Origin of the sequence: Alloprevotella sp. oral taxon 473 str. F0040, assembly GCF_000318095.2 — a bacterium.
GTDB lineage: Bacteria > Bacteroidota > Bacteroidia > Bacteroidales > Bacteroidaceae > Alloprevotella.
This window is the reverse complement of record NZ_KB290710.1, coordinates 238,346-259,956: the sequence shown is the minus strand read 5'-3', so window position 1 is coordinate 259,956 and position 21,611 is coordinate 238,346. Positions and strand designations below refer to the sequence as shown.

The 21,611-nt window shown below is 45.2% G+C and carries 14 protein-coding genes and 3 tRNA genes; 7 read left to right on the top strand and 10 right to left on the bottom strand.

The window, feature by feature from the left end; genetic code table 11:
- Positions 1-682: 682 nt before the first annotated feature.
- From HMPREF9999_RS02590 to HMPREF9999_RS02565, 6 genes are all read right to left on the bottom strand, one after another.
- Entirely contained in the window at positions 683-916 is a 234-nt protein-coding gene (locus HMPREF9999_RS02590; RefSeq protein WP_009436751.1) for a hypothetical protein, read from the bottom strand.
- An 89-nt stretch (positions 917-1,005) separates the two neighbouring features.
- Positions 1,006-1,986 carry a helix-turn-helix domain-containing protein gene (locus HMPREF9999_RS02585; protein ID WP_009436750.1) on the bottom strand — a complete coding sequence of 327 codons (981 nt, stop codon included), beginning with the start codon at positions 1,984-1,986 and terminating at the stop codon, positions 1,006-1,008.
- Between the two features lie 170 nt (positions 1,987-2,156).
- Positions 2,157-3,095 carry a hypothetical protein gene (locus HMPREF9999_RS02580; RefSeq protein ID WP_009436749.1) on the bottom strand — a complete coding sequence of 313 codons (939 nt, stop codon included), beginning with the start codon at positions 3,093-3,095 and terminating at the stop codon, positions 2,157-2,159.
- Between the two features lie 75 nt (positions 3,096-3,170).
- Positions 3,171-3,620: a DNA-binding protein gene (locus tag HMPREF9999_RS02575; RefSeq protein ID WP_009436748.1), complete on the bottom strand. Its 450-nt coding sequence runs from the start codon at positions 3,618-3,620 to the stop codon at positions 3,171-3,173.
- Positions 3,621-3,826: 206 nt separating this feature from the next.
- Positions 3,827-5,005: a hypothetical protein gene (locus tag HMPREF9999_RS02570; RefSeq protein ID WP_009436747.1), complete on the bottom strand. Its 1,179-nt coding sequence runs from the start codon at positions 5,003-5,005 to the stop codon at positions 3,827-3,829.
- A gap of 18 nt (positions 5,006-5,023) precedes the next feature.
- Positions 5,024-7,357, bottom strand: coding sequence for a TonB-dependent receptor (locus tag HMPREF9999_RS02565; RefSeq protein ID WP_410488778.1), 2,334 nt, complete (start codon positions 7,355-7,357; stop codon positions 5,024-5,026).
- Between the two features lie 241 nt (positions 7,358-7,598).
- Between HMPREF9999_RS02565 and HMPREF9999_RS02560 the strand changes: the two genes are divergently transcribed.
- Positions 7,599-9,344, top strand: coding sequence for an ABC transporter ATP-binding protein (locus HMPREF9999_RS02560; protein ID WP_009436745.1), 1,746 nt, complete (start codon positions 7,599-7,601; stop codon positions 9,342-9,344).
- Between the two features lie 2 nt (positions 9,345-9,346).
- Positions 9,347-11,044, top strand: a complete 1,698-nt coding sequence (locus HMPREF9999_RS02555; RefSeq protein ID WP_044062964.1) for an ABC transporter ATP-binding protein — start codon at positions 9,347-9,349, stop codon at positions 11,042-11,044.
- Positions 11,045-11,448: 404 nt separating this feature from the next.
- On the opposite strand, the gene HMPREF9999_RS02550 is transcribed toward HMPREF9999_RS02555, so the two are convergent.
- The 3 genes from HMPREF9999_RS02550 to HMPREF9999_RS02540 all read right to left on the bottom strand — a co-directional run bounded on the left by HMPREF9999_RS02550 (position 11,449) and on the right by HMPREF9999_RS02540 (position 11,852).
- Positions 11,449-11,521 (bottom strand) — tRNA-Phe (locus tag HMPREF9999_RS02550).
- Positions 11,522-11,554: 33 nt separating this feature from the next.
- Positions 11,555-11,627, bottom strand: a tRNA-Phe gene (locus tag HMPREF9999_RS02545).
- Between the two features lie 151 nt (positions 11,628-11,778).
- A tRNA-Arg gene (locus HMPREF9999_RS02540) sits at positions 11,779-11,852 on the bottom strand.
- Positions 11,853-12,771: 919 nt separating this feature from the next.
- On the opposite strand from HMPREF9999_RS02540, the gene HMPREF9999_RS02530 reads away from it, so the two are divergent.
- From HMPREF9999_RS02530 to cmk, 5 genes are all read left to right on the top strand, one after another.
- Positions 12,772-13,377: a DUF6621 family protein gene (locus HMPREF9999_RS02530; protein WP_009436741.1), complete on the top strand. Its 606-nt coding sequence runs from the start codon at positions 12,772-12,774 to the stop codon at positions 13,375-13,377.
- A gap of 131 nt (positions 13,378-13,508) precedes the next feature.
- Positions 13,509-14,714, top strand: a complete 1,206-nt coding sequence (locus tag HMPREF9999_RS02525) for a saccharopine dehydrogenase family protein (protein WP_009436740.1) — start codon at positions 13,509-13,511, stop codon at positions 14,712-14,714.
- Between the two features lie 329 nt (positions 14,715-15,043).
- Entirely contained in the window at positions 15,044-17,233 is a 2,190-nt protein-coding gene (locus HMPREF9999_RS10200) for an NPCBM/NEW2 domain-containing protein (RefSeq protein ID WP_009436739.1), read from the top strand.
- Positions 17,234-17,533: 300 nt separating this feature from the next.
- Complete coding sequence (locus HMPREF9999_RS02510; RefSeq protein WP_009436738.1) at positions 17,534-19,084, top strand: PglZ domain-containing protein; 1,551 nt, start codon at positions 17,534-17,536, stop codon at positions 19,082-19,084.
- Positions 19,085-19,319: 235 nt separating this feature from the next.
- Entirely contained in the window at positions 19,320-20,018 is a 699-nt protein-coding gene (gene cmk, locus HMPREF9999_RS02505) for a (d)CMP kinase (RefSeq protein WP_009436737.1), read from the top strand.
- Between the two features lie 613 nt (positions 20,019-20,631).
- Here the strand turns inward: cmk and HMPREF9999_RS02500 are convergent.
- Complete coding sequence (locus HMPREF9999_RS02500; protein ID WP_009436735.1) at positions 20,632-21,393, bottom strand: hypothetical protein; 762 nt, start codon at positions 21,391-21,393, stop codon at positions 20,632-20,634.
- Positions 21,394-21,611 lie beyond the last annotated feature (218 nt).

Here is a 21,611-nt window from a genome sequence, read left to right as displayed (position 1 = left end):
AATAAAATTGATAAGTGGCTGTATTTCTTTGAGTTTATATTCTGCAAAATACCTAATCTCCCGCTATTGCTCCACCGATTTTCTGCAATGCTTTGCTTCTTTTTTGTGGGTGATATTCTTATCTATGTGCAAAGGTAATAGGATTCACGGGAAAGAGCAATTATTCTCCGTTTTTATTTTCAGAAAACAACTCATTTGGAGTTCTCCCTTTCTTTTTCGCATAGTGACGGTAGTCTGACTTATGAAGAAAATTTTGTGTTGACCTGTCTATTTGTATCCGACTCTAAGTTTGCCACGATATTCTTATATCGAGATCACTCTTTATTACTTATAATTTTATTCCGATGATAGCATGATATGTAGTTTTATCTTCTTAATCTCTCAGTTACAACGGAATCTCTTCCCCAAAACATTGCAAGTTCCAGACATACAAGCGATAATATCATACCCCCTTTGTCTAAAGCTTGTTGTTGGGGACTACTTTGTTGGCTACAACGATGATAGCATATCAGGAGAAAAAGAATTTTCCTCAAATGACTTTTACGAAGCCGTCCGTTTATTTTTCAGAGGTAACTCCACCAAGTCCACGATCTTTCCTGTCTAACAGAACTTCTTGGCAGGTTTGCTTTGTGACGCGGGCAACACTCCTTGCATCCGCATCTTTAGCAATTTCAACTCTGTGTCAATGACAAAGAGCAACTCTGACACATTTTTTCCCCACTTCGGAGGTTATGTCTGAGCTTTCTACTATCATCCGCAATTGGAATCGGGTAAAGTTTAATGTGCGAAATAACGAAACAAGATTTTCTTCACTATCCCCCAACTTTATGATTTCTCCGATAAGGTCGTCGGTTGCTTCCGTGCTTTGATTGGAGGAAAGCATCTCAAAGGATTCTTTTTTGATAAGTCTTTTCATATTGCCTGATATTTTGCAGGCAAAGTTCGGAAGACTGCTTAGGGTAAAATGATCCTTAAATGGCAAACTATATCCCTATTACATTAAACTCACAGGGAATCGAGATATTGCTTGGGTTTTATTCTGTGATATTTTCGGAAAGCCTCTGTGAAGTGGCTGAGATTGGCATATCCAATTTTATAGCCTACTTCGGATACAGAGTAAAGACGAGTGGAAAGCAAACGTTTTGCCCATTCCATCTTTTCGGATAGGGCATACTCGGCGATGGCTTTTCCAATAACCTGTTTGAAACACTTTTGTAGTTTGGAGTTGCTCATTGCTACTTCACGTGCCAGTTCGGGAATGCTCGGTACGTTGTTCAAACTTTGTAAAATCTGACGACGGACACGGAAGACAGCCTCCACATCGTTCAAATTCAAGTTGGAAAGAGATTTTACCTCCGAACGTTTTTCGAGTTTTTCAAGAAATATCGTCAGCAGTTCTATTGCCTTTCCATGCAAATGGAGGGGATAGAAAAGCACATCGCTTTGGGCTGTGGCCTTAATGCCATCCAATACTTGTTGCATCGCAGGTGTGATGGTCTCGAACAGATAAAAAGACTTGTCCGACCGGAGCAGCCGACCGATGTAGGTTTCGTGAGCCGTATCCATTTGCTCTATCCAATCCTTGTTGAAGGTCAATGTGATGTTTTCATACTGCCGTTTGGGAGCGAAAGTCCACTCCGTAGGGATATTGCTTGAGGGCATAAAGATACCGTCGAGCGTGTCCACCCCGACCGTTTTCGTGCTTGCGCCGATAATCTGCTCATGCTTATGCTCGTTGATATAGAACATCACGGGAATCCATTTCGAGTTTTCCACCGAGCGACGCACCATTGTCATCGGTTCGTACGATACGAAACTGATGTAGGTCAATGTGAGCCATGACAACGGGTAGTATTGCTTGAAAAAGCCGCTACCCACTGAGGGCGGAACGGTAAAACCATCGTTCGTTACCGATGTGCCGAATTGCTCGGCTACCATCTCCATCCAATCTTCAGGCTTATTGATTGCACAAAATTCTATGGTCATATGCGTTCTATTAATGCATTTTTTTTGTATAAGTAGATGAGCAAATTTAGTTTATATAAAAGACACGAGACTACGAGACTACGAGATTTCGGGACTGCGAGGGCTGTCTGTCTCGCAGTCCCGAAGTCAAGACACATTGCAGTTTAATTTTGAACACTTACTTACCATTATTAGGTTGTGCTATTTATTATTAGTCCAACTCTGTCATTATCTATGTATAAATCGTGGTCTCGTTCTCCTCCCTCAAATGAAAAAGGTCTTGTTTCTCTTGGCAAACCAGCTTCTGCATATTCTCTGATTCTACCAGGCAATATTAATCTTGGGCAACGATAATAAACATCTCGACAAAAGTCTCTGTAATAACGAAAATGCATATTGTCTGATAGAATTTCTTCAAAAAAATGAGGAAACAATTCTACTTCATAAAAAGATTCGTCTTGAATCTGGTGCTCTCTATGGGGAAAGATCAAGAACTCCGAAAGCCCTCTGTAATAATTTTTCGTTAGCTCTCTAAATAGCTCTTCATCAAATGGAATGTTGTCATTGAACGGATCATAATAGTTGCACTTAACCTTTTTGTAAAGATCATATGAGACACATGCAACCGAAAAATTAACAGGGATTTCACCTTGTTGGGATTGATCCTTATGTTTTTGCATATTTCTGCATCCGCCCGAATAGCCTTTAGCCTCAATAGCGAATATATTCTCATTGGATTTATAAGCAAGTAAATCCGGTCGACAACCCTTAATAGGTATATTCCTTAACCTCATTGCAGCTTCATAATTCACGGTGAAAATACTCTGATCTATTCGTTTTGAAAGAAAATCTGCAATGGCTTTCCCTGCAAGATTAGAAAAATGACTTTTTTCTGTAGGATCCGAGAGTTGAATTGGTGGCTCTGAAAAACGATCTTCATTAAAAGCCCTTTTTTGTATATAATAGCTATAACTCCAATACATACCAACGGATCGAATAAATTTCTGTAGACAAGGAGCATAAGCTTGTCCGGCAATCGCTAAATGTTTAGCAAAAGCAAGTCGTGTCATTGGGAATGTCTTAGGGGTTAGTTCCCCAGTGTGATTTTTGTATTCAACTTCTATTCTCATTGCGTTTTTATATTAATTATTGATATAAGTGAAGCAACTGCCTTTGCCGCCAGTCGCTCCGCCACTTTAATGAAATTACGGATATTCCTCATTACCACTGTCGTTCGGCTTCTCACCTTTCTTGGGTTTGGCCGTCGTTTGCTCGTAGCTCACATCGGTAAGTGTAAAGTATTTCTTCGATGGGCTGAGACGTACAACCGGTTTCTCGATATGCTTCTGCACATTAAAAACCTCGCCTTTAGGGACGGATTTACTCTTGAATGAAGGTTTGAGCGTACCTAAATCACCAAATTCTACGATGTCGCCATTTACCACGATATCTCTGGCAATCTCGGTGGCGTAGTTCAATACGGCTTCCACTTCCTGACGGTTGAATGTAGTCGATTTCGCCACACGCTCACAGAAATTGCGGAAACGCACTCGATGTCTACCCGTTGGCTGGGCTATTTGCACGACTTTACCGGCATTTGCACCGACGTTCAATTTGCGTTCTACAAGAACGAACTGTAATGGTTTGTTAGCCATAAATCAATAGTTTTTCCTCCTTTTACTTCCCCTGCCGAAGTCGGAGGTATTGGCTTTCGGCAAAGGCTTTCTGTTCGATAACGCAAATGTACTTGATTTATTGCAAAAAGCACCTAAGCTTTTGCTCAAAAGCTTAGGTGTAATCGGCAGAAAGCTTAGGTGCTTTTGATGGGTTTCTTATGAGTTCTTCCGTATATCGTATTTGGTTACTCAAACGCGACTAAACTTGAAGGTATTCCCACGGCAGTAACGACGGGAGTTTGCGAGCATTCACCCGTCTTGGTATTGTAGGTATAGTAGCCCGTTCCATTATTGCACGTCATACCAAAGACGATGAAATCTTTGTAGCGGGTTATGGCAAAAGAGCCATTGCTGTCGGTCATTGGCAAATCGAGTTTTTCGATGGTTTTGTTCCAAATGTCGATTTTCACGGGTTGGAAGTCTTTCTTGAGTATTCCGAATTCCGTATCCGTTACTTTCAAGCAACTATATACAATGCCATTACCCGCATAGTAAGACTTAATCATATACTGCCCCGTTTTGCCAATCCCTTTTATGGTTGTCTTCGACAGGTTGAACAGGTAGTCGGCGTCCCATTGGTCGCTTCCTTTGCGGATACGCAGGAAACCTTCCTTATTGGCAACGTTGAAGTTGTTGCCCGCACTGTAAAAGTAGATGTCGCCCCGCTCGTCCATAAAGGCATCGGAGTGACGGAACAATCCGACAACACTTGTGCGACTGTCCTTAATGACTTCGGTCTTTTTCGTTTTAAGGTCAATAACAGCCACCTCTGCACCCGTCCCCGGTACGGAGGTGTGGGGCGAATTAAGCTGGTTGAGGGCTACATACATCTTTCCGTCTCGAATGACGTTGCAACCGGGGTCGGGATTATTGTCCTGAACAGCATAAGACGAGAGGTCAATTTCATCCTCTTTTTGCAACGTAGCGGTATTGATTAGAGCAATCTTTCCCCTTCCGTGCAAAGCGACGTATGCCCGCTGCTCGTCGATGAAATTGATTTCTCCGGGTTGCGCCATCTGTTCAAAGGTCATCGTACCTACTTTTAGCAGTTCGCCGTGCGCCCCTCTTGTAAACTTGTGTACCTTATCTCCGAATTTCCCTTCGGGCACAAGTACCGTGTTTCCTTTTGCGAAGAGATAACACCCAAAGCCAAATTCGAATGCTTTCTTGTTGTTGGTGGCTTGAGGTGTCAAATCACCGAACGTGCCGACGTAAGCACTTTTGTCCACATAATGCACAAAGGCAAAATGCTGTTGCACCTCATTGGGCGTTGGTTTCGGGTCATCGTTCTTGTCGCAGGACGTCAGCCCTATGGAGCCGACCAGCATAGCAGAAAGGGCTATGTTCTTCAATGTTGTTCTCATTTTTATTTATGTTTAGAATTATAAAATACCTTTCGAGAAGACATATCTGAATTTGAGGTGGAATGTCCGTCCTGCCAACGGTTGGCGGAACTGGTCCCACACTTCTTTATTCATCAGGTTGTGGCATTCCAAAGCGATGGAATATTTGTTCTTGTAGGTCAATAGCAGACCAATATCATTGACGAAACTGCGAGGAATACGTCGTTTCAGCAATTCAGTAAGTTCCCAAAAGTAGAAGAACTCTTCCGTGAACTTCCCGTCCCAGAATGCCTTGACATACCAATTCTTGAACAATCGGTCGCTGTGGTATTCCGCTCCGAAGTTGGCAAACAGGTAGGGAATATTCGGCAGTCGCAATCCTTTTGTCGGATTAGGGGCTTGGGTGCCCGGCAAATAGTCCAAAACATCGCGGACGTCCTGATAAGTCAGGTTCCCGTAAGCATAGACCGTCGGCGATATATCCAGTTTCAACTCGGTCTCTATACCTTTGATATGTACCTTTTCCGCATTCACATATCCGGCTGCCATATGTTGTTTCATCAGTTTTATCATATCGCTCACCTGCATATAAAAGCCATTCACTTCAAATTGCAATCGCGACAGGCCGAGTACATCGTTTTTATCTATCAAGAAACCCAGATTGAAGTTATGGCTTTTTTCCGGTTTCAGTCCGGCAGCAGGAAAGGTAATGATACCATCGCCGAACAGCTCTTGCGAATTGGGGAGTCGTATCGCCCGTTGGTAAGATACCTTCAAGTGAAAACCTCTGAACGGTTCGTACTTCATTGCCTCTATCCAGCCGATTTGCGATGTCGTATTGCTCTTTTTCTTCGGAGCCTCGATCATCTCGTATGAAGTCAAATCCTCTATCTCGGAATGGAGATGGAAATACTTTGCTGAGAACATATTCGTCAGTTTTCTACCGAAGAGTTTCGCTTCCCAAGTCAATCCTGAGACAATACTGGTCTTTTTGCTTGGAAATCCTCCGATAATAAACCCTGCGTGCTGACTCGCAATGTCATCATTCGGTTGTCTTTGGGCATAGTTAATAAGCGTGTTCAGGTTCAAACTGTGATTGGTGGACAATTTGTAATCAAGGTTGATACGTTCGTTGATTTCCAAACCTTTGTCGTTTGAGTTGTGAGGAACGTCCCCCGTTTCTCCCTGTCCGTTCGGGCTCGGATATATATTTCCCTCAAAATCGTGATTAACTCGTGCCGTATCCACAAAATTGTTCGTCGTATGCGAGAGAGAGAAATGCGACTCGAAGTTAAGTCGATTGTTCAGTATTCCGCTTTTTATCAGTTTGTTTTCGAGCATAAACATCCCGGATTTGTTTTCAGCGTGCTGGATATTCTTCAGGACTCCTTGTATCTCGTTAAAACGGTTGTAATACCCGAACTCTGTACTAATCTCATCGAACCAAAGTTTCGTAAAAGCGACTTTCCCTTTCAGCATATACGAACGAAAACGGTCATGGTCTCGCTTCACCAATAGGTTCTCTCTTTCGGGAACTCTGAAGGAGTAATCATTCTTTGCAGAAGTATAATACCCTCCTGCACCGAGCAAAATACCACTCTTTGGGAAATTCTTGCGAGAGAAGACGCTTCCTTTGTGTGTTTGATAAGAACCTAATTCATACGAAGCATCTAAATAGTCCGTACTGAATTCTTTCGTAACGATATTGACCGCTCCCCCCAATCCGTCGCAACCGAAACGAGCAGGAATGATACTCTTATAGACTTCTATCCGTTCGATAATATCTATAGGAATTTCATCAAGAGAAAACGTACCGTCCGAAGTGCTCATAGGAATTCCATCCCACAGTATTTGGATGCGATTGCCTTCTAATCCATGAACAATAATTCTTGAACTGCTTCCCAAACCACCAGTTTGTCCGACTTTCAATCCTATGGTCTTATCTAAGATGGTCTCCAAAGAAACTGAGCGACCTTGTAAATCTTTACCATTGATTACAGTAATTGCTTCAGGAGACTCACGCATAAATTGAACTTTGGATTTACCTGTAACAACAACGCCATCCAACTCTCGCGCATTTGCCCGAAGACGTATTGTATGCTTTTCTATGGACGATTTCAACGTATCTATAGCCGTTTCATAACCGACATATCGGGTTAAAACAACATAAGAATCGACTCCTTTCGCTTGTATTTGTACAATACCACGCCGATTGGTTAAAGCACCATTCTTAAAAGAAGGAGCTCCTATTAGTTTCCATTGAACAGTTGCTGCCTCTATTCCATTTCCATTATCTGCATCGACAACCTTTAATTCGACTGTATTTGTCTGCGCATAGAGGTGTAGCGGAAATAGTATTGAAAGAAGCAACAGACTTACACACTTTGAAGTATAATCATATTTTGAAACTTTCATACAGTATATTCCTCTTTGAAATTTCTTGCAAAGTTAAAATGGTTATTCCGCAGAAAATACCCCTATTCTCCATACGTATGCCCCTGTTGTAGCATTTCTATGATACATTGTTTCGGGGCATTCTTCTATTCATTCAGGGTATTTTATCCGTGCTCATCTCCGTACCTTTGCATCTTAGAAAAATCAAACAGAAATCGATATGAATAAAGAGAAAATGAAGCCTCTTGAAGAGGAACGGGAGAGTCGTAGCCTGCTCTCCAATGCAGTGGTTGTGCTGCAACTCGTTTTCGGCACACTGCCCCTGTTGCTCGTGGTATGGGCGGTGGACAAGTTGATGAACGACACATTCTCTTCCACAATAGTTTGGGGAGTTGGAGGAGTATTGATACTATTCGCACTGCTTCGAAGCGTGTTTTACGGAACTTCGATTTGGCAGGCGCACCGCTCGGCTTACAATGCCCTTACACGATTGAGGTTGCGTATCATAAGTCATTTGCAACGCTTGCCACTCGGATTTTTTCAGGAGCGTAAGGTGGGCGACTTGGTGAACATCATTAACCATGACGTGGAGCAAATCGAGATTTATTTGGCACACGGATTACCCGAAATCCTCTCGGCAACGCTTTTCCCCGCCTTGATTTGGGTGATTGTCATGTTGTTGGACTGGCGGTTGGGATTGTCGCTCGTTTCTCTTTTGCCTATGGCATTTCTTCTGCAAATGGCTGTCAAAACGCTTTGGGGCAAGAGCTTTCTCCACTTTATGGAGAGTACGCAAAAAATGTCGGAAGACCTTTTGGAATATGTGGCTACCATACCGGTAATCAAGGCTTTCAGTAACGAGGAAAACAGAACGGAACGGGTACTCGGTGGTATGCGCGATTATATTCGTTGGGTGAAGCGAAGCATGTTCAGCGTCACCGTTCCCATGACATTGATAACGATGTTCTTGGAAGGCGGTATCGTGGTAATGACCCTTGTCGGTCTATGGCTGATGAGTTCGGGCGAACTGATTGTGGCACGTTTTATCCTTGCCCTGATTTTGGGCGGACTGTTCTCGTCTTCCTTTGCTAAATTGGCTACATTCCAACATTTCCGAATCGTCTATGGGCAGTCGCTGACAAAGGTACAGTCCATTACAGAGGTACAGACAAAGGATACAGCGGACAAGAAAACGGATACGACACAGACAGACATTTGTTTCGAGCATGTTACATTCTCCTATCCAAACAAGGAAGACAATGCGTTGATAGATGTATGTCTTCAATTTCCGAGAGGAAGCCATACAGCTATCGTGGGCGAGTCAGGGTCGGGAAAAACCACGCTGGCAAGTTTGATGATGGGGTTCTGGCAACCTCAAACGGGTACCATCCGACTGGGAGGAGAGAGTATTGCGGAGCTTTCCGAACGCAACATTGCTGATTACTTTTCGATGGTACAGCAGGAGGTTTTTCTATTTAACACAACCATTCGGGATAATATCCGTATAGGAAGACCAACCGCCACACAAAAAGAAGTGGAAATGGCAGCACAGCGTGCCCGTATTCATGATTTTATCATGGGATTGCCGAATGGTTATGATACGCTGGCGGGCGAAGCCGGCGTAAAATTCTCTGGCGGAGAAAAACAGCGTATTTCCATCGCCCGAATGTTGCTCAAAGACTCTCCAATAGTTATTCTCGATGAAGCCACTGCCGCATTGGACGGAGAGAATGAGAAACTAATCCAAGAAGCTCTTGATGAATTGCAGCGCAACAAGACCGTCATTACCATTGCTCACCGTCTCAATACCATTCAGGAGATGGAACGTATTGTCGTGATGTACAAGGGGCAGGTCGTTTCAAAAGGAACACACCAAGAACTGATGAAAGACTGCTCTCTGTATCACAATATGACAGAGACGCAGGAACAAGTAAGTAAATGGCAATTAAAAGAAGAGGAGGAATAAGAATGGTACGCAATATACTGAATGAATTAACCGCCCGCGGAGTGCGGCATCTGATAATCTCTGCACTGTTTTTCGTGGTTTATGCTCTTTGTGGCACGGCAATCATGCTAACCGTCCTGTTCCTTATCGACCGTCATATACAGGGAGAAAGCATCTCTTTCATTTCGGCAGCATGGGTACTCGGCGGGCTGCTGGTATTGAAAACAATATCCAATGCCATTGCTGATATGAGCAAGCATTTTGCCGGCTTCGACCTTGTGGAACGCATCCGTGAGAAAATCATCTTGAAACTGAAAATGTTCTCACTCGGTTTCTATACCAATGAACGACTGGGCGAAATAAGCACCGTCATACACAAAGACGTGGATAATATGGAAATGGTTGTGGGACATCTATGGACACGGATGTCCGCCGACTTCATTGTAGCTCTGATACTTGGCATCGGACTTTTCTGTGTGGACTGGCTCATGGGATTGACAATGGTAGCCATTCTTCCTATTGCCCTATTTTCTTTGTATCGAGGCATTCGCTCGGGAATGAAAGCACAGGAGGAATCACAGGACAATCTGGCGGATATGGTCAGCCTATTTGTGGAATACGTCAAAGGCATTCCAGTTTTGAAAGTGTTTGGAGGAAAAGGAATGTTCCGTGACAGACTCGACCACTCTGTCAGTGAATTTGGAGAAAGCAGTAAGAAGACTTCACGTTTGGCAGCTGTGAGTGTGGGCAGATACACTTTCCTTATAGAGTTGGCTTTCGCTCTGATGGCTACAATCGGTCTTTGGTGGACTTGGCACGGAGAACTTTCCGTTTTTGCCTACCTCATGTTCATTATTGTCTCGAAAGAGTTCTACAAACCTTTTGTCAATATGGAGAGTCATTGGCTGAACTACATCAAGGTAAAGGACAGCTACGGACGCATTTCCCACCTGTTGGACGCTCCCATTGTCGTCAATCCATCACAGCCGAAAACAGCGGAACGCTTCGACCTGTCATTTGAGGGAGTCGGGTTCCATTATGAGAAAGAAAGTTTTGAGATGAAAAATCTCACGTTCAACGTTCCCGAACGGACGGTAACGGCACTTGTTGGCTCGTCAGGTTCTGGTAAAACAACCATTACCAACCTGTTACTTCGTTTTTGGGAACCGCAGAACGGCAGTATCCGTATCGGTGGTATAGACATTCGAGAAATGGACTATGATTATCTACTTGGTAAAATCAGTGTGGTGATGCAGAATGTTATTCTCTTTTCAGACACCATTGCCAATAATATCAAAGTGGGCAACCGCAATGCTACGCAGGAAGAGATCGAGGAAGCTGCACGACGGGCGATGATACACGACTTTATCATCAGTCTGCCAGAAGGTTATGAAACAAAAATCGGAGAAAACGGTTTGGGACTGTCCGGAGGGCAGAAACAAAGGCTTTCAATCGCCCGTGCTTTCTTGAAAGACGCTCCCATCATTCTTTTGGACGAGATAACGAGCAATGTTGATCCTGTCAATGAATACAAGATACAGCAGGCAATGTCTGCCCTTATCCGAAATCGCACGGTCTTGGTCATTGCCCATCATTTGCAGACCATCCGCAATGCCCACCAAATTATCGTGATTGAGAAAGGACAACTTATGGAGAAAGGCACGCATGCCGAACTCAAAGCAAAAGATGGAATATACCGCAAGCTGCTGGCGATACAGTAAGCTCGTAACAAGAACAGGCAGCAAGAAGAATCTTACTGCCTGCTTTTTCTTGTTCAAACGAATAGTCTTTAGTTTACTCTCCAAACCACCTAAGCTTTTGCCCGAAAGCTTAGGAGCTTTTATTTACAGAGTAGAGACATTAATTCTCCTCTCTTTCTATGAGTTTCTATTTCGGAAATTGTAACAAAGACAGGAAATCACTCACGAGTTGTCGACACGCAAATCACTGCATATCAGTGGTAAAGAGACTTTTTCGGTGGAGATTTCATTCTGCTGTTTTTGCTCCACCTTTTGCTCCACCAAAACCGGTAATATTCTGCTATATTTTGCGTAAGTGGGAAAAATAAAAACTCCCGACTTCGTTTAGAAATCAGGAGTTTACGTCGTTTTGCTTTTCTTCAAAGTGGTGCCACCAGGAATCGAACCGGGGACACAAGGATTTTCAGTCCTTTGCTCTACCAACTGAGCTATGGCACCAAGGTTGCAAATAAAGACTTGCGTTGAAAAGAGTGGTGCCACCAGGAATCGAACCGGGGACACAAGGATTTTCAGTCCTTTGCTCTACCAACTGAGCTATGGCACCTCATGGAGCGCATGTCTCATTTGCGATTGCAAAAGTAGGAAGTTTTTCTGAAACTACCAAATTTTTGCGTTCTTTTCTCTCTCACACAGCACATTTCTACAATTTTCCACCCCTTTTCTAGGGTAAAAAACTCTATTCATGCACAGCAAAGTGACTCCGTTGGGATTCAAACCCAAGACCTTCAGAACCGGAATCTGACGCTCTATTCAGCTAAGCTACGGAGCCTTAGACCCTGCAAAAATACGCCTTTCCCTTGACTTGACCAAACGATTCCACTATTTCATATTCATCAGCACAGCCTTCCCCAAGGCTTTCTCTCATGACTTCAATCTTTTCTCCACGATTTTCCTAATCCTCTCGGAACATTTTGAAAACCTCTCGGATTTTTTCCTGATTTTCTCAGACTTTCTTTGAAATCTCTCGGAGATATTCTCTGCCCACTGGGAGCGACACCCTTCTAGCCTACACTTATCCGAGGATTGCACTGTGAAAACTTCTAAAAACAGCATCAACGCATACGCACGCGTACGCGCATTACAGCAAATTCGCACTTTTTGCTTTCACAACCTTCACCAATTTCTTCATAATCTTCTGGCAAACAAGTTATTACAACAATATTTCGGACATTTATTAACACTTCCCTTTCTTATCCCTCCTAAAAGGCGGAGCAATCAGGAAAAAGGCAGGAGCAAAACCTTAAGAGAGGGACAGTAGCTAGTCTCTCTCCTTTGGAGAAGAAACGCCGAGTTTTCACCCTACTCTGTGAAGGTTGTGAAAGCAAAAAGTGCAAAACTCCAGGGAAGGCGCGCATGTCGTACGCGCGTGAGTAACCGTCCACCTCACATCCTCTGCTGGCTTGATTCTCCACCCTATCCGTTAAAAGATTTCAAAATCACACGCTTTTATAAGATTCTTCACACTACTACACCCCAATATTAACATCTATCAACCCATATACTATAGAGAGTCCTGCGCAATACCGCATACACAGCTCCTACTTCCTATCCGCTCCTGCACATGCGATGCTTGTCTAACTCACAGATTTCTCGTAAATTTGCAGTGGAAATGAAGTTTTCTATCCCTATTTCTAGAATCCTCTACACTGGTCGGGGATTCTTCTACATATCACTCTAACGCATAAGTTTTGCACAACATCATTCTTGTCGACACTGCCCACCTCGACCACGTGGCATTCGACCTCATCGTAAATTTTGAGCGCATGATTGGCCGACAAATTTCTAAAGGAGATTTCCCAAAATGGCTCGATTGCGTGGCACTGGATGGCGGACTACGCCCTGGTGACCACGAAACACGCGTTTATCTCATTCACCCCAAAGATAAAACACAGTTGCAACACTTTATCCCCTGCAACTTTGCTGAAGAACTCAACGGAAAAGCCTTCCGCGATGAGTTGGGAGAATTTGCGCTCAATGCCTATGGTGTAGAAGACATCGTTTCGCCTGAGGACTATTTCGTGCAGGTGTTTGAAGAAGTGTTGCGTGATGCAGCCTGCGAGCGTGTCATGGTGATTGCAGATTTGGATGGCATGACCGATGAAAGCGCACGTTTAGCACAGCGCATCAAAAACCTCTGCGCCAACCCTCCCAAAGACGATAAGGGAAGTGAGCTACCCCGCAAAGACATCACCCTCTTCACCATGCAACCCATCATGGGGCGTGGATTCCAACAAGAACTCCTCGGCTACAGCTTGATGGCTGCACTAGGCATCAACGGAAACGAGGTGCAGTAAAAAAATAGCGATTTCTCAGAAAAGAAGAACATCATCTCACTAGAAATCACTACCTTTGCAGGTAAGTTCTACGCTCACAGACAATATATTTACAGATAACCATTCACAACTCACGCATAACTCAACAAGAAATGGGTAAAGTTCTCATCATTGGCGCTGGTGGTGTCGCCACCGTAGCCGCCGTGAAAGTGGCCAAAAACTCAGATGTTTTTGACGAAATCATGATTGCTTCTCGCACTGTCTCTAAGTGCGAAGCCATCGCCAAACGCATTGCCGACATGGGCTTGCGCAACGACATCAAAACTGCTCAAGTGGATGCCGACAATGTGCCCGAGTTGGTGAAGCTCTTCAAGGAGTTTCAACCCGACTTGGTGATGAATCTTGCACTCCCCTATCAAGACCTCACCATCATGGAGGCTTGTCTCGAAGCTGGATGTCACTATCTCGACACTGCCAACTACGAACCTAAGGACGAAGCTCACTTCGAGTACTCCTGGCAGTGGGCTTATCGCGAGCGTTTCGAGAAGGCTGGTCTTTGCGCCATCCTCGGTTGTGGTTTCGACCCTGGTGTCACCTCTATTTTCACCGCCTATGCTGCAAAGCACCACTTCGACGAAATCCACTATCTCGACATCGTGGACTGCAACGCTGGTGATCATGGTAAGGCTTTTGCCACCAACTTCAACCCCGAAATCAACATCCGCGAGATCACTCAAAAGGGTCTTTACTGGGAAAATGGCAAATGGGTGGAAACCGAACCCCTCGAGATTCACCAACCTCTCACCTATCCTAACATAGGCCCTCGTGAGAGCTACCTCCTCCACCACGAAGAGATCGAGAGCCTTGTCATCAACTTCCCCACCATCAAGCGTGCGCGTTTCTGGATGACTTTCGGACAAGAGTATCTCACTCACCTCCGTGTCATCCAAAACATCGGCATGGACTCTATCGTACCTATCAACTATGAGGGGCACATGATTCAGCCTCTCCAATTCCTCAAGGCTGTTCTCCCCAATCCTCAAGACTTGGGCGAAAACTACGAAGGAGAAACCTCTATCGGTTGCCGCATCCGTGGTATTAAGGATGGCAAGGAGCGCACTTACTATGTCTACAACAATTGCTCTCACCAAGCAGCATACGACGAAACGGGTATGCAGGGCGTGAGCTACACCACTGGTGTTCCTGCCTGCATCGGTGCTCGCCTCTTTATGCAAGGAGTGTGGAACAAACCCGGTGTGCACAATGTGGAAGAGTTCGATCCCGATCCCTTCATGGAAGAACTCAACAAGCAAGGTCTTCCTTGGCACGAAATCCACGACGGCGATTTGGAACTCTAAAATAGCTTAGCTAATTACCATATACTTGTAAGACTCTCCTAGGCACTCCGCAGCGAGTTTGCTAAATAGAAGTCTAAGCATGAATATACAACAATCCAGCGTAATGGTATATTTTACCATTGCGCTGGATTATTTTTGTGCATAATTCCCCATATTTTTACAGTGAACATAGCAAAATAACGAATAAAGTAGGAATGGGATTCAATTATAATTTTGTATCTTTGCGGCGACTTTTTACTTTTTCATGACATCCTGCACAACTTTACAGATTAAAGTTTGAATGCTCGTGTATTTTGAAAAGAGAATCCTATGAAACTATATACTTTATCATGAAATATTCTACTCTTCTTGTTGGCTTAAGCCTGGCTTGCTGCACACCTGCACTGCAAACTCTAGCACATGCTGCTCCTATGATGCAAGTTGCCACTGACAATGTGGTGAAACTTCCAGTTTCGACTGACCCCAGTCTAGAATTCATTCCACTGAGCAGCCTCGACCTGTCAAAGATGGAAAATGGCTGGAAGAGTCCACAACGCAATAAAAGCATCGAAGGAAACCCTATTCGCTTGGGCAATACCACTTACGAAAGTGGCGTGGGAGTACATGCCCCCTCTCGCATCGTTGTAAAACTCAATGGCGCAGTGACCACGTTCCGTGCTGTGGGTGGCATTGATGCAGAAGTAGAACATCCCAACAATCCTCGCGACAAAGCGGCCATTTTGGATTATCGTGTGTTGCTCCGTGGGCAAGACGGTCAAGACCAAGTGATCAAAAGCGGTTCTATGGATCGCGACTCTGCCCCTATTCAGCTCGATATCGACGTGCGCAATGCAAAGTATCTGATTCTCGAGGTGAACAACGGCGGTGGTCAAGGCAACTGGGGAGATCACTTCGACTGGGCTAATGCCTATTTCATCTATCGCGAGCAAAACTCCACACGTCCTGAGATGGTTTCTCCTGATGTATTGAAGTCTCCACTCGCTTGCGCTATGGATATCTTTGCACTTCCTGGTAACCGGGTATTACACAAGATTGTGACCACAGATTCCACCCTCAATATCTCTGTGACCGATCTCCCCGATGGTCTGACTTGGAATGCCAAGCGTCGCGCTGTAGAAGGTACTGCGCCTGAAGCTGATGGTGTTTATAAATACACGGTTGTGATGCAGGAAGGCAAAGGAGAGCCTTCCACTGCAAAGGCTTCTCTCAACGTTCAGAAGAACCTCCCCATGGCAAAGCCCATGATGGGATGGATTTCTTGGAACGTGGTACAAGATAAGATTTCCACTGATGTGGTGAAGAAAGTGTCTGATGCCATGGTGAAACAAGGCCTGAAAGATGCTGGCTACAATTTCCTCATCATCGACGACCTCTGGCACGCTAAGACTCGCCATGCCGATGGCCGTCCTCAAGAAGACCCAGCCAAGTTCCCAGTAGGCATGAAGGCCACGGTGGACTATGCTCACAGCAAGGGACTGAAATTTGGTATTTATTCCGATGCTGCCGATCGCACTTGCGCTGGTGCTTTCGGTTCGTTTGGAAAAGAGAAAATAGATGCCAAGCAATATGCAGAGTGGGGCGTAGACCTGCTCAAGTATGACTACTGCCATGCACCTGGAGATGCAGCCACTGCTCAAGTGCGCTACAAAGCTATGGGCGATGCACTCAAAGCTTCTGGCCGCAACATCCTATTGTATATGTGCGAATGGGGGGCGCGCGAACCTTGGAAATGGGGTTCTACCACTGGATCACCCGTTTGGCGCGCCACTTACGACACTCGCGATGGATGGAACGGAGTGCAAGGTGGCATCGGCATCATCCAAAGTATTGCCGCGATGAAAGACCTCTGGCCTTATTCTGGCGTGAACCGCTTCAACGATGCCGACATGATGTGTGTGGGTATCCACGGCACGGGTAAATCGAGCAACGACCTCGTGGCAGGAAAGCCTGGCATGACACAAGATGAATATCGCACGCAGTTTGCCCTCTGGTGCATGTGGTCTTCTCCCTTGCTTCTCTCCTTCGACCTCACAAAACCTATAACTGCCGACGACAAGAAGCTCATGACCAATGCCGATCTCATCGCCCTTGATCAAGACGATCTAGGACAACAAGCGGAATACATCGGCACTACCGACAACATGGTCTACTTCATGAAAGACCTTGCTAATGGAGATGTGGCTATTTCTGCCACCAACATGAGCGAAGCCACCAAGGAAGCTGTTTTCGACTTCTCCAAGTTCTCGGCTCTCGATCCCACCATGGACTATTATATCTACGATTGCCAACTCCAAAAGGCAGGGGAAACCACGGTGAAGGCTGTGCTCCGCACTCCTGTTCGTAAACACGCTACTGTCGTTTACCGTCTCGGTCGCAATAAGATCACTGGTGTCTCTTCTATTCCTACTAAGAAGAACAAGAAGGCAACCGTAAATTTCGACCTCAGTGGGCGCAAAGTGGAGCATCCTACTGCGGGACAACTTGTCATCTCAGAAGGCAATAAACAACTTACGCTCTAGACTCTGAGCTACACTTCATATTTATGAGGCTACATCAAAAGCTGAAGTTTTGATGCGGCCTCATTTTTTGGCTAAGGTGGACAGGCTAACTCTTCCATGCCTCGACATCTCCCATTCAAAAGGAATTCCCCCATATATCTACCCTTTTCAAGTGGCCACTTGATACCACCTATCACTAAAAATAGCGACTCCAAATCTTTAGAATCGCTTGCACAACCGCGCAAATTACACTAACTTTGTAGGAAGATTCTCTCACCGTCCTCTCACCTTGTGTGGGAAGACAGATAAAACACTCCTCTCATGAGCGCACGCCTTCTTTGGATCGACGACGAAATCGATCTCCTCCGTCCCCACTGCATCTTCCTCGAGAAGCGAGGATACGATATCACCACCGCCAACAACGGTGCGGATGCCGTGGAGTTGTGCAAAGCACAGGCTTTCGACCTCGTCCTTCTCGATGAGAACATGCCTGGACTCTCTGGCTTGGAAACCCTCTCCGCCATCAAGGCTCTGCACCCTGAGATACCCGTGGTGATGGTGACAAAAAACGAGGCGGAAGACTTGATGGATCAAGCTATCGGTGCCCAAATCACCGACTATCTCTTGAAGCCTGTGAATCCGATGCAGATTCTCCTCGCGCTCAAAAAGCACATCCACGCGCAGGAAATCCGACAAGAGCACACCGAAATCGGTTATCGTCAAGATTTCTCTCGCATTGCGCTCAGCATGGACGATGCCCAAGATGCAGAAGCTTGGAAGGAACTCTACAAAAAACTCGTGCACTGGGAATTGCAACTCGAGGAAGCGCCCGACTCTGCGATGAACGAACTCCTGCGCGCCCAGAAGGATGAAGCCAACGCTGCGTTCACCAAGTTCATTCGCAAATATTACGAATCGTGGGTGCAACATCCCGATGCGGAAGACACTCCTTTGCTTTCGCCACAGGTGATGCGCCAGACCGTGCTCCCTAAACTCAAGGAGGGAAAGCGAGTGGTGTGGGTGGTGCTCGACAACTTCCGCTACGATCAGTGGCGCACGCTGGCAAAAGCCCTCGCCAATGATTTCGACATCGAGGAGAATCTCTATTATTCCATCCTCCCCACGGTGACGCAATATGCGCGTAACGCGCTCTTCTCTGGCCTCATGCCACTTGACATCAAGACTCAATATCCCAATCTTTGGGTGGATGAGGAGGAAGATGAAGGTAAGAATCTGCATGAGGAGGAACTCATTCGCAAGCAGCTAGAACGTTTGCGCCAGCTCACGCCCTTCTCTTACCACAAACTCAATGACTCTTCAGCGGCAGACCAAGTGTTGTCTAGTTATTCCGAATGGTCGAAACATCCGCTCAATGTCATCGTCATCAACTTCATCGACATGCTCTCTCATGCGCGCACGGAGAGTAAAATGGTACGCGAATTAGCAGCCAATGAAGCAGCCTATCGCGCCATCACCCTCTCGTGGTTCCGTCATTCTGCCATCCGCGAGCTCTTCCGACGTCTTGCCGAAGGGGATGCTGAGGTCATCCTCACCACCGACCACGGTTCTATTCGCGTAGACCGTCCCTGCAAGGTGATTGGTGACCGCAATGTCAATACTAACTTGCGCTACAAACTAGGGAAGAATCTCGATTATCCCAAGAAAGAGGTGTTTGAGGTGCGCAATCCTGCCGCGTTGAAACTTCCTTCGCCCAATCTCTCTACGGCTTACATCTTTGCCACGGGCACGCGCTTCTTTGCCTATCCCAACAATTACAACCACTATGTGCAGTACTATCGCGACACCTTCCAGCATGGCGGTGTGTCTATGGAGGAGGTGATGGTGCCACTCGTGACCCTGCGACCAAAATAGGTGTTAGATATTAGATGTTAGAATATAGAGATTAGACATTGGACATTATAGAGAATTGTCCTTTTCTAGCTCTTCTAGCACTACTAGTTCTTCTAGTCCAAGCATGCACAGCCTCTAACGTCTAATTTCTAACGTCTACCCCTCCCCTTAACGTCTACTCTCTAATCTCCTTGCCTGAGCCACGCTTGTCGTGGCGAACATAAAAGGGTCTACGACCCCTAACATCTAAATTCTAATGTCTAAAATCATCATAGCTATCGACGGCCACAGTTCGTGCGGAAAAAGCACCATGGCCAAAGCCCTTGCCCAACAAGTCGGTTACATCTACGTAGACAGTGGCGCCATGTATCGTGCTGTCACCCTCTTCGCCCTTCGCCATCAACTTTTCAATGCCGATGGCAGTGTGAAAGCCGAAGACCTGCAGGCGCGTATGTCAGACGTCAAAGTGCATTTCAAACTCGATCCTGCCACTAACCTGCCTGTGACTTACCTCAACGAAGAACGTGTGGAAGATGAAATCCGCACTCTTGAAGTGAGCCAGCATGTGAGTCCCATTGCAGCTTTGCCCTTCGTGCGCGAAGCCATGACCGCTGCACAACAAGCCATGGGCGAGGAGAAAGGCATCGTGATGGATGGTCGCGACATCGGGACTGCTGTGTTCCCTCATGCAGAACTCAAAATCTTTGTCACCGCCTCTGCTGAAGTGCGTGCGCAACGCCGTTATGACGAACTCCAAACGAAAGGATTGCCTGCTTCCTATGATGACATCTTGAAAAACGTGCAAGAACGTGACTACATCGACTCTCATCGCGAAGTAAGCCCTCTGCGACAAGCAGAAGATGCCCTCGTGCTCGACAATTCGCAACTGACACGAGAAGCTCAAAACCAGTGGTTGTTGCAGCAGTTTGACACTGCCGTGCGCAATGCCCAATAGGTAGTCCGCCATCTAGCATCCTCTTTGCCTGCCCAAGCGGTACTAGTCGGTATTCATCCAATAGCAATCATCAGACATCAGGGAAAGTATCTGTGTGTCGTCAACTTCTAGCGCGACCGCGGCTCTTTCCCTTTTGTCGCCCTAATAACTCTTTTTTTATCTTTTAACCAAAATCGGTCATTAGATTCTGAACAGATTTTATTTGATTGTTGAGCAGATGGTTTGTTGTTAGCTTGAAGGCGTAGCGGGCTACGTCGAGAACCAACGAGAAACAAGATGCCAACAAGAAAATGAAAGATGACAGGAAGTTTTCTTCTCCAGAACAATTTGCACTATAACGGTCTAATGACCGATTTGGGTTTAATTCCAAACATCTTATGAAACTTTTACCCACAAAAACCAGATTCTCAAGCCTTTCGTAAAAACCGCATCAGATAGAAATTCCCAAAAAGTTAACGCTTATCCCATCGAACTCACCTTGGGCATTGGGGGAGCTTTAGTCATCTTCGGTTGTATTTTTCTGAAAATCTGCGGATACCATTCAATTTGGTTCCCTCTTTTATGGTAATCGTATAGTGTCACGTGGCAGCAGGTACAATGGTACTTGCTGCTTTCATTTATGTGATCTTTTGTTGCGGTTGATAATCTCATCCATCCTTTTAGTCATAATCTCTCCTGATTGTTTTGCACAATAATCTACGATATCTAGCATTGAGTTCATTCCAGCATCGAGATCGCGCACAGAAAAGGAAAAAGGTCTAGGAAGGCTATAGTCTGCATCTTCTGCGTAGATTGAGGTAACTTCAATTGTATCAGTTTTCATAAGTTTGTCCCTGAAGAAGCCCTTCATTGTAACCTTGATTTTAGAGCTCTCATTTTTGATTGCAGTGTTTTTGGGAGTAGAATACATATAGACATCCATCCCATGTGATTTGGGGAGAGAGGTAAAGATTAAAGGAGATGAGAAAACTTTAGGAGACTTCTCGTATATGAGAAAATTGTGAAGCGGAGGTACTTCGTTGAACATGATTTCGTTGATGTTGTCGTAAAGACTTTCATGTTCTTCTTGTGATATCATGCTTTGAGGGTTGCTTATCAGTCCTTTGGGGCAAGCTGTAGAGTCGATATAGCCTGAAACGACCAAAGTTGGGGAGAATACTGCCAAGTTGCCCGTGAATGTGAGCTCTATGCGATAAACACCTTGATCTTCGTCTGCTTCTTCCTCCTCTTCTTCTCCTACTCCTGAAGGGATTTTGTATTCCTTGATATGCTTGCCTAATGTGGAATATTGTGCACTTTTCTGTTGAGCTGTGGCAACATTGTTTGGGATAAACAAGAAAAGATAGAGAATAAGTAGTTGAATAAAGTTTTTCATGATGGATGGAATTGGTTTAGGATTGATATAGAGGAGCTTTTCTAGAAACTACTGTCAAAAGTAGCGATATATTTTGGAATCTCAAAGTTATTGCTTTCGTTTTATGTCTTGCCCTCTATATATGAGGAGATATGTGCCCAAAGAGTGAAAAAATCGGATAGTGTCCATAATTTGTGTGTAAGCTCCAAAGTTCTTATTTTTGTGGGGAAAGAAAAAAC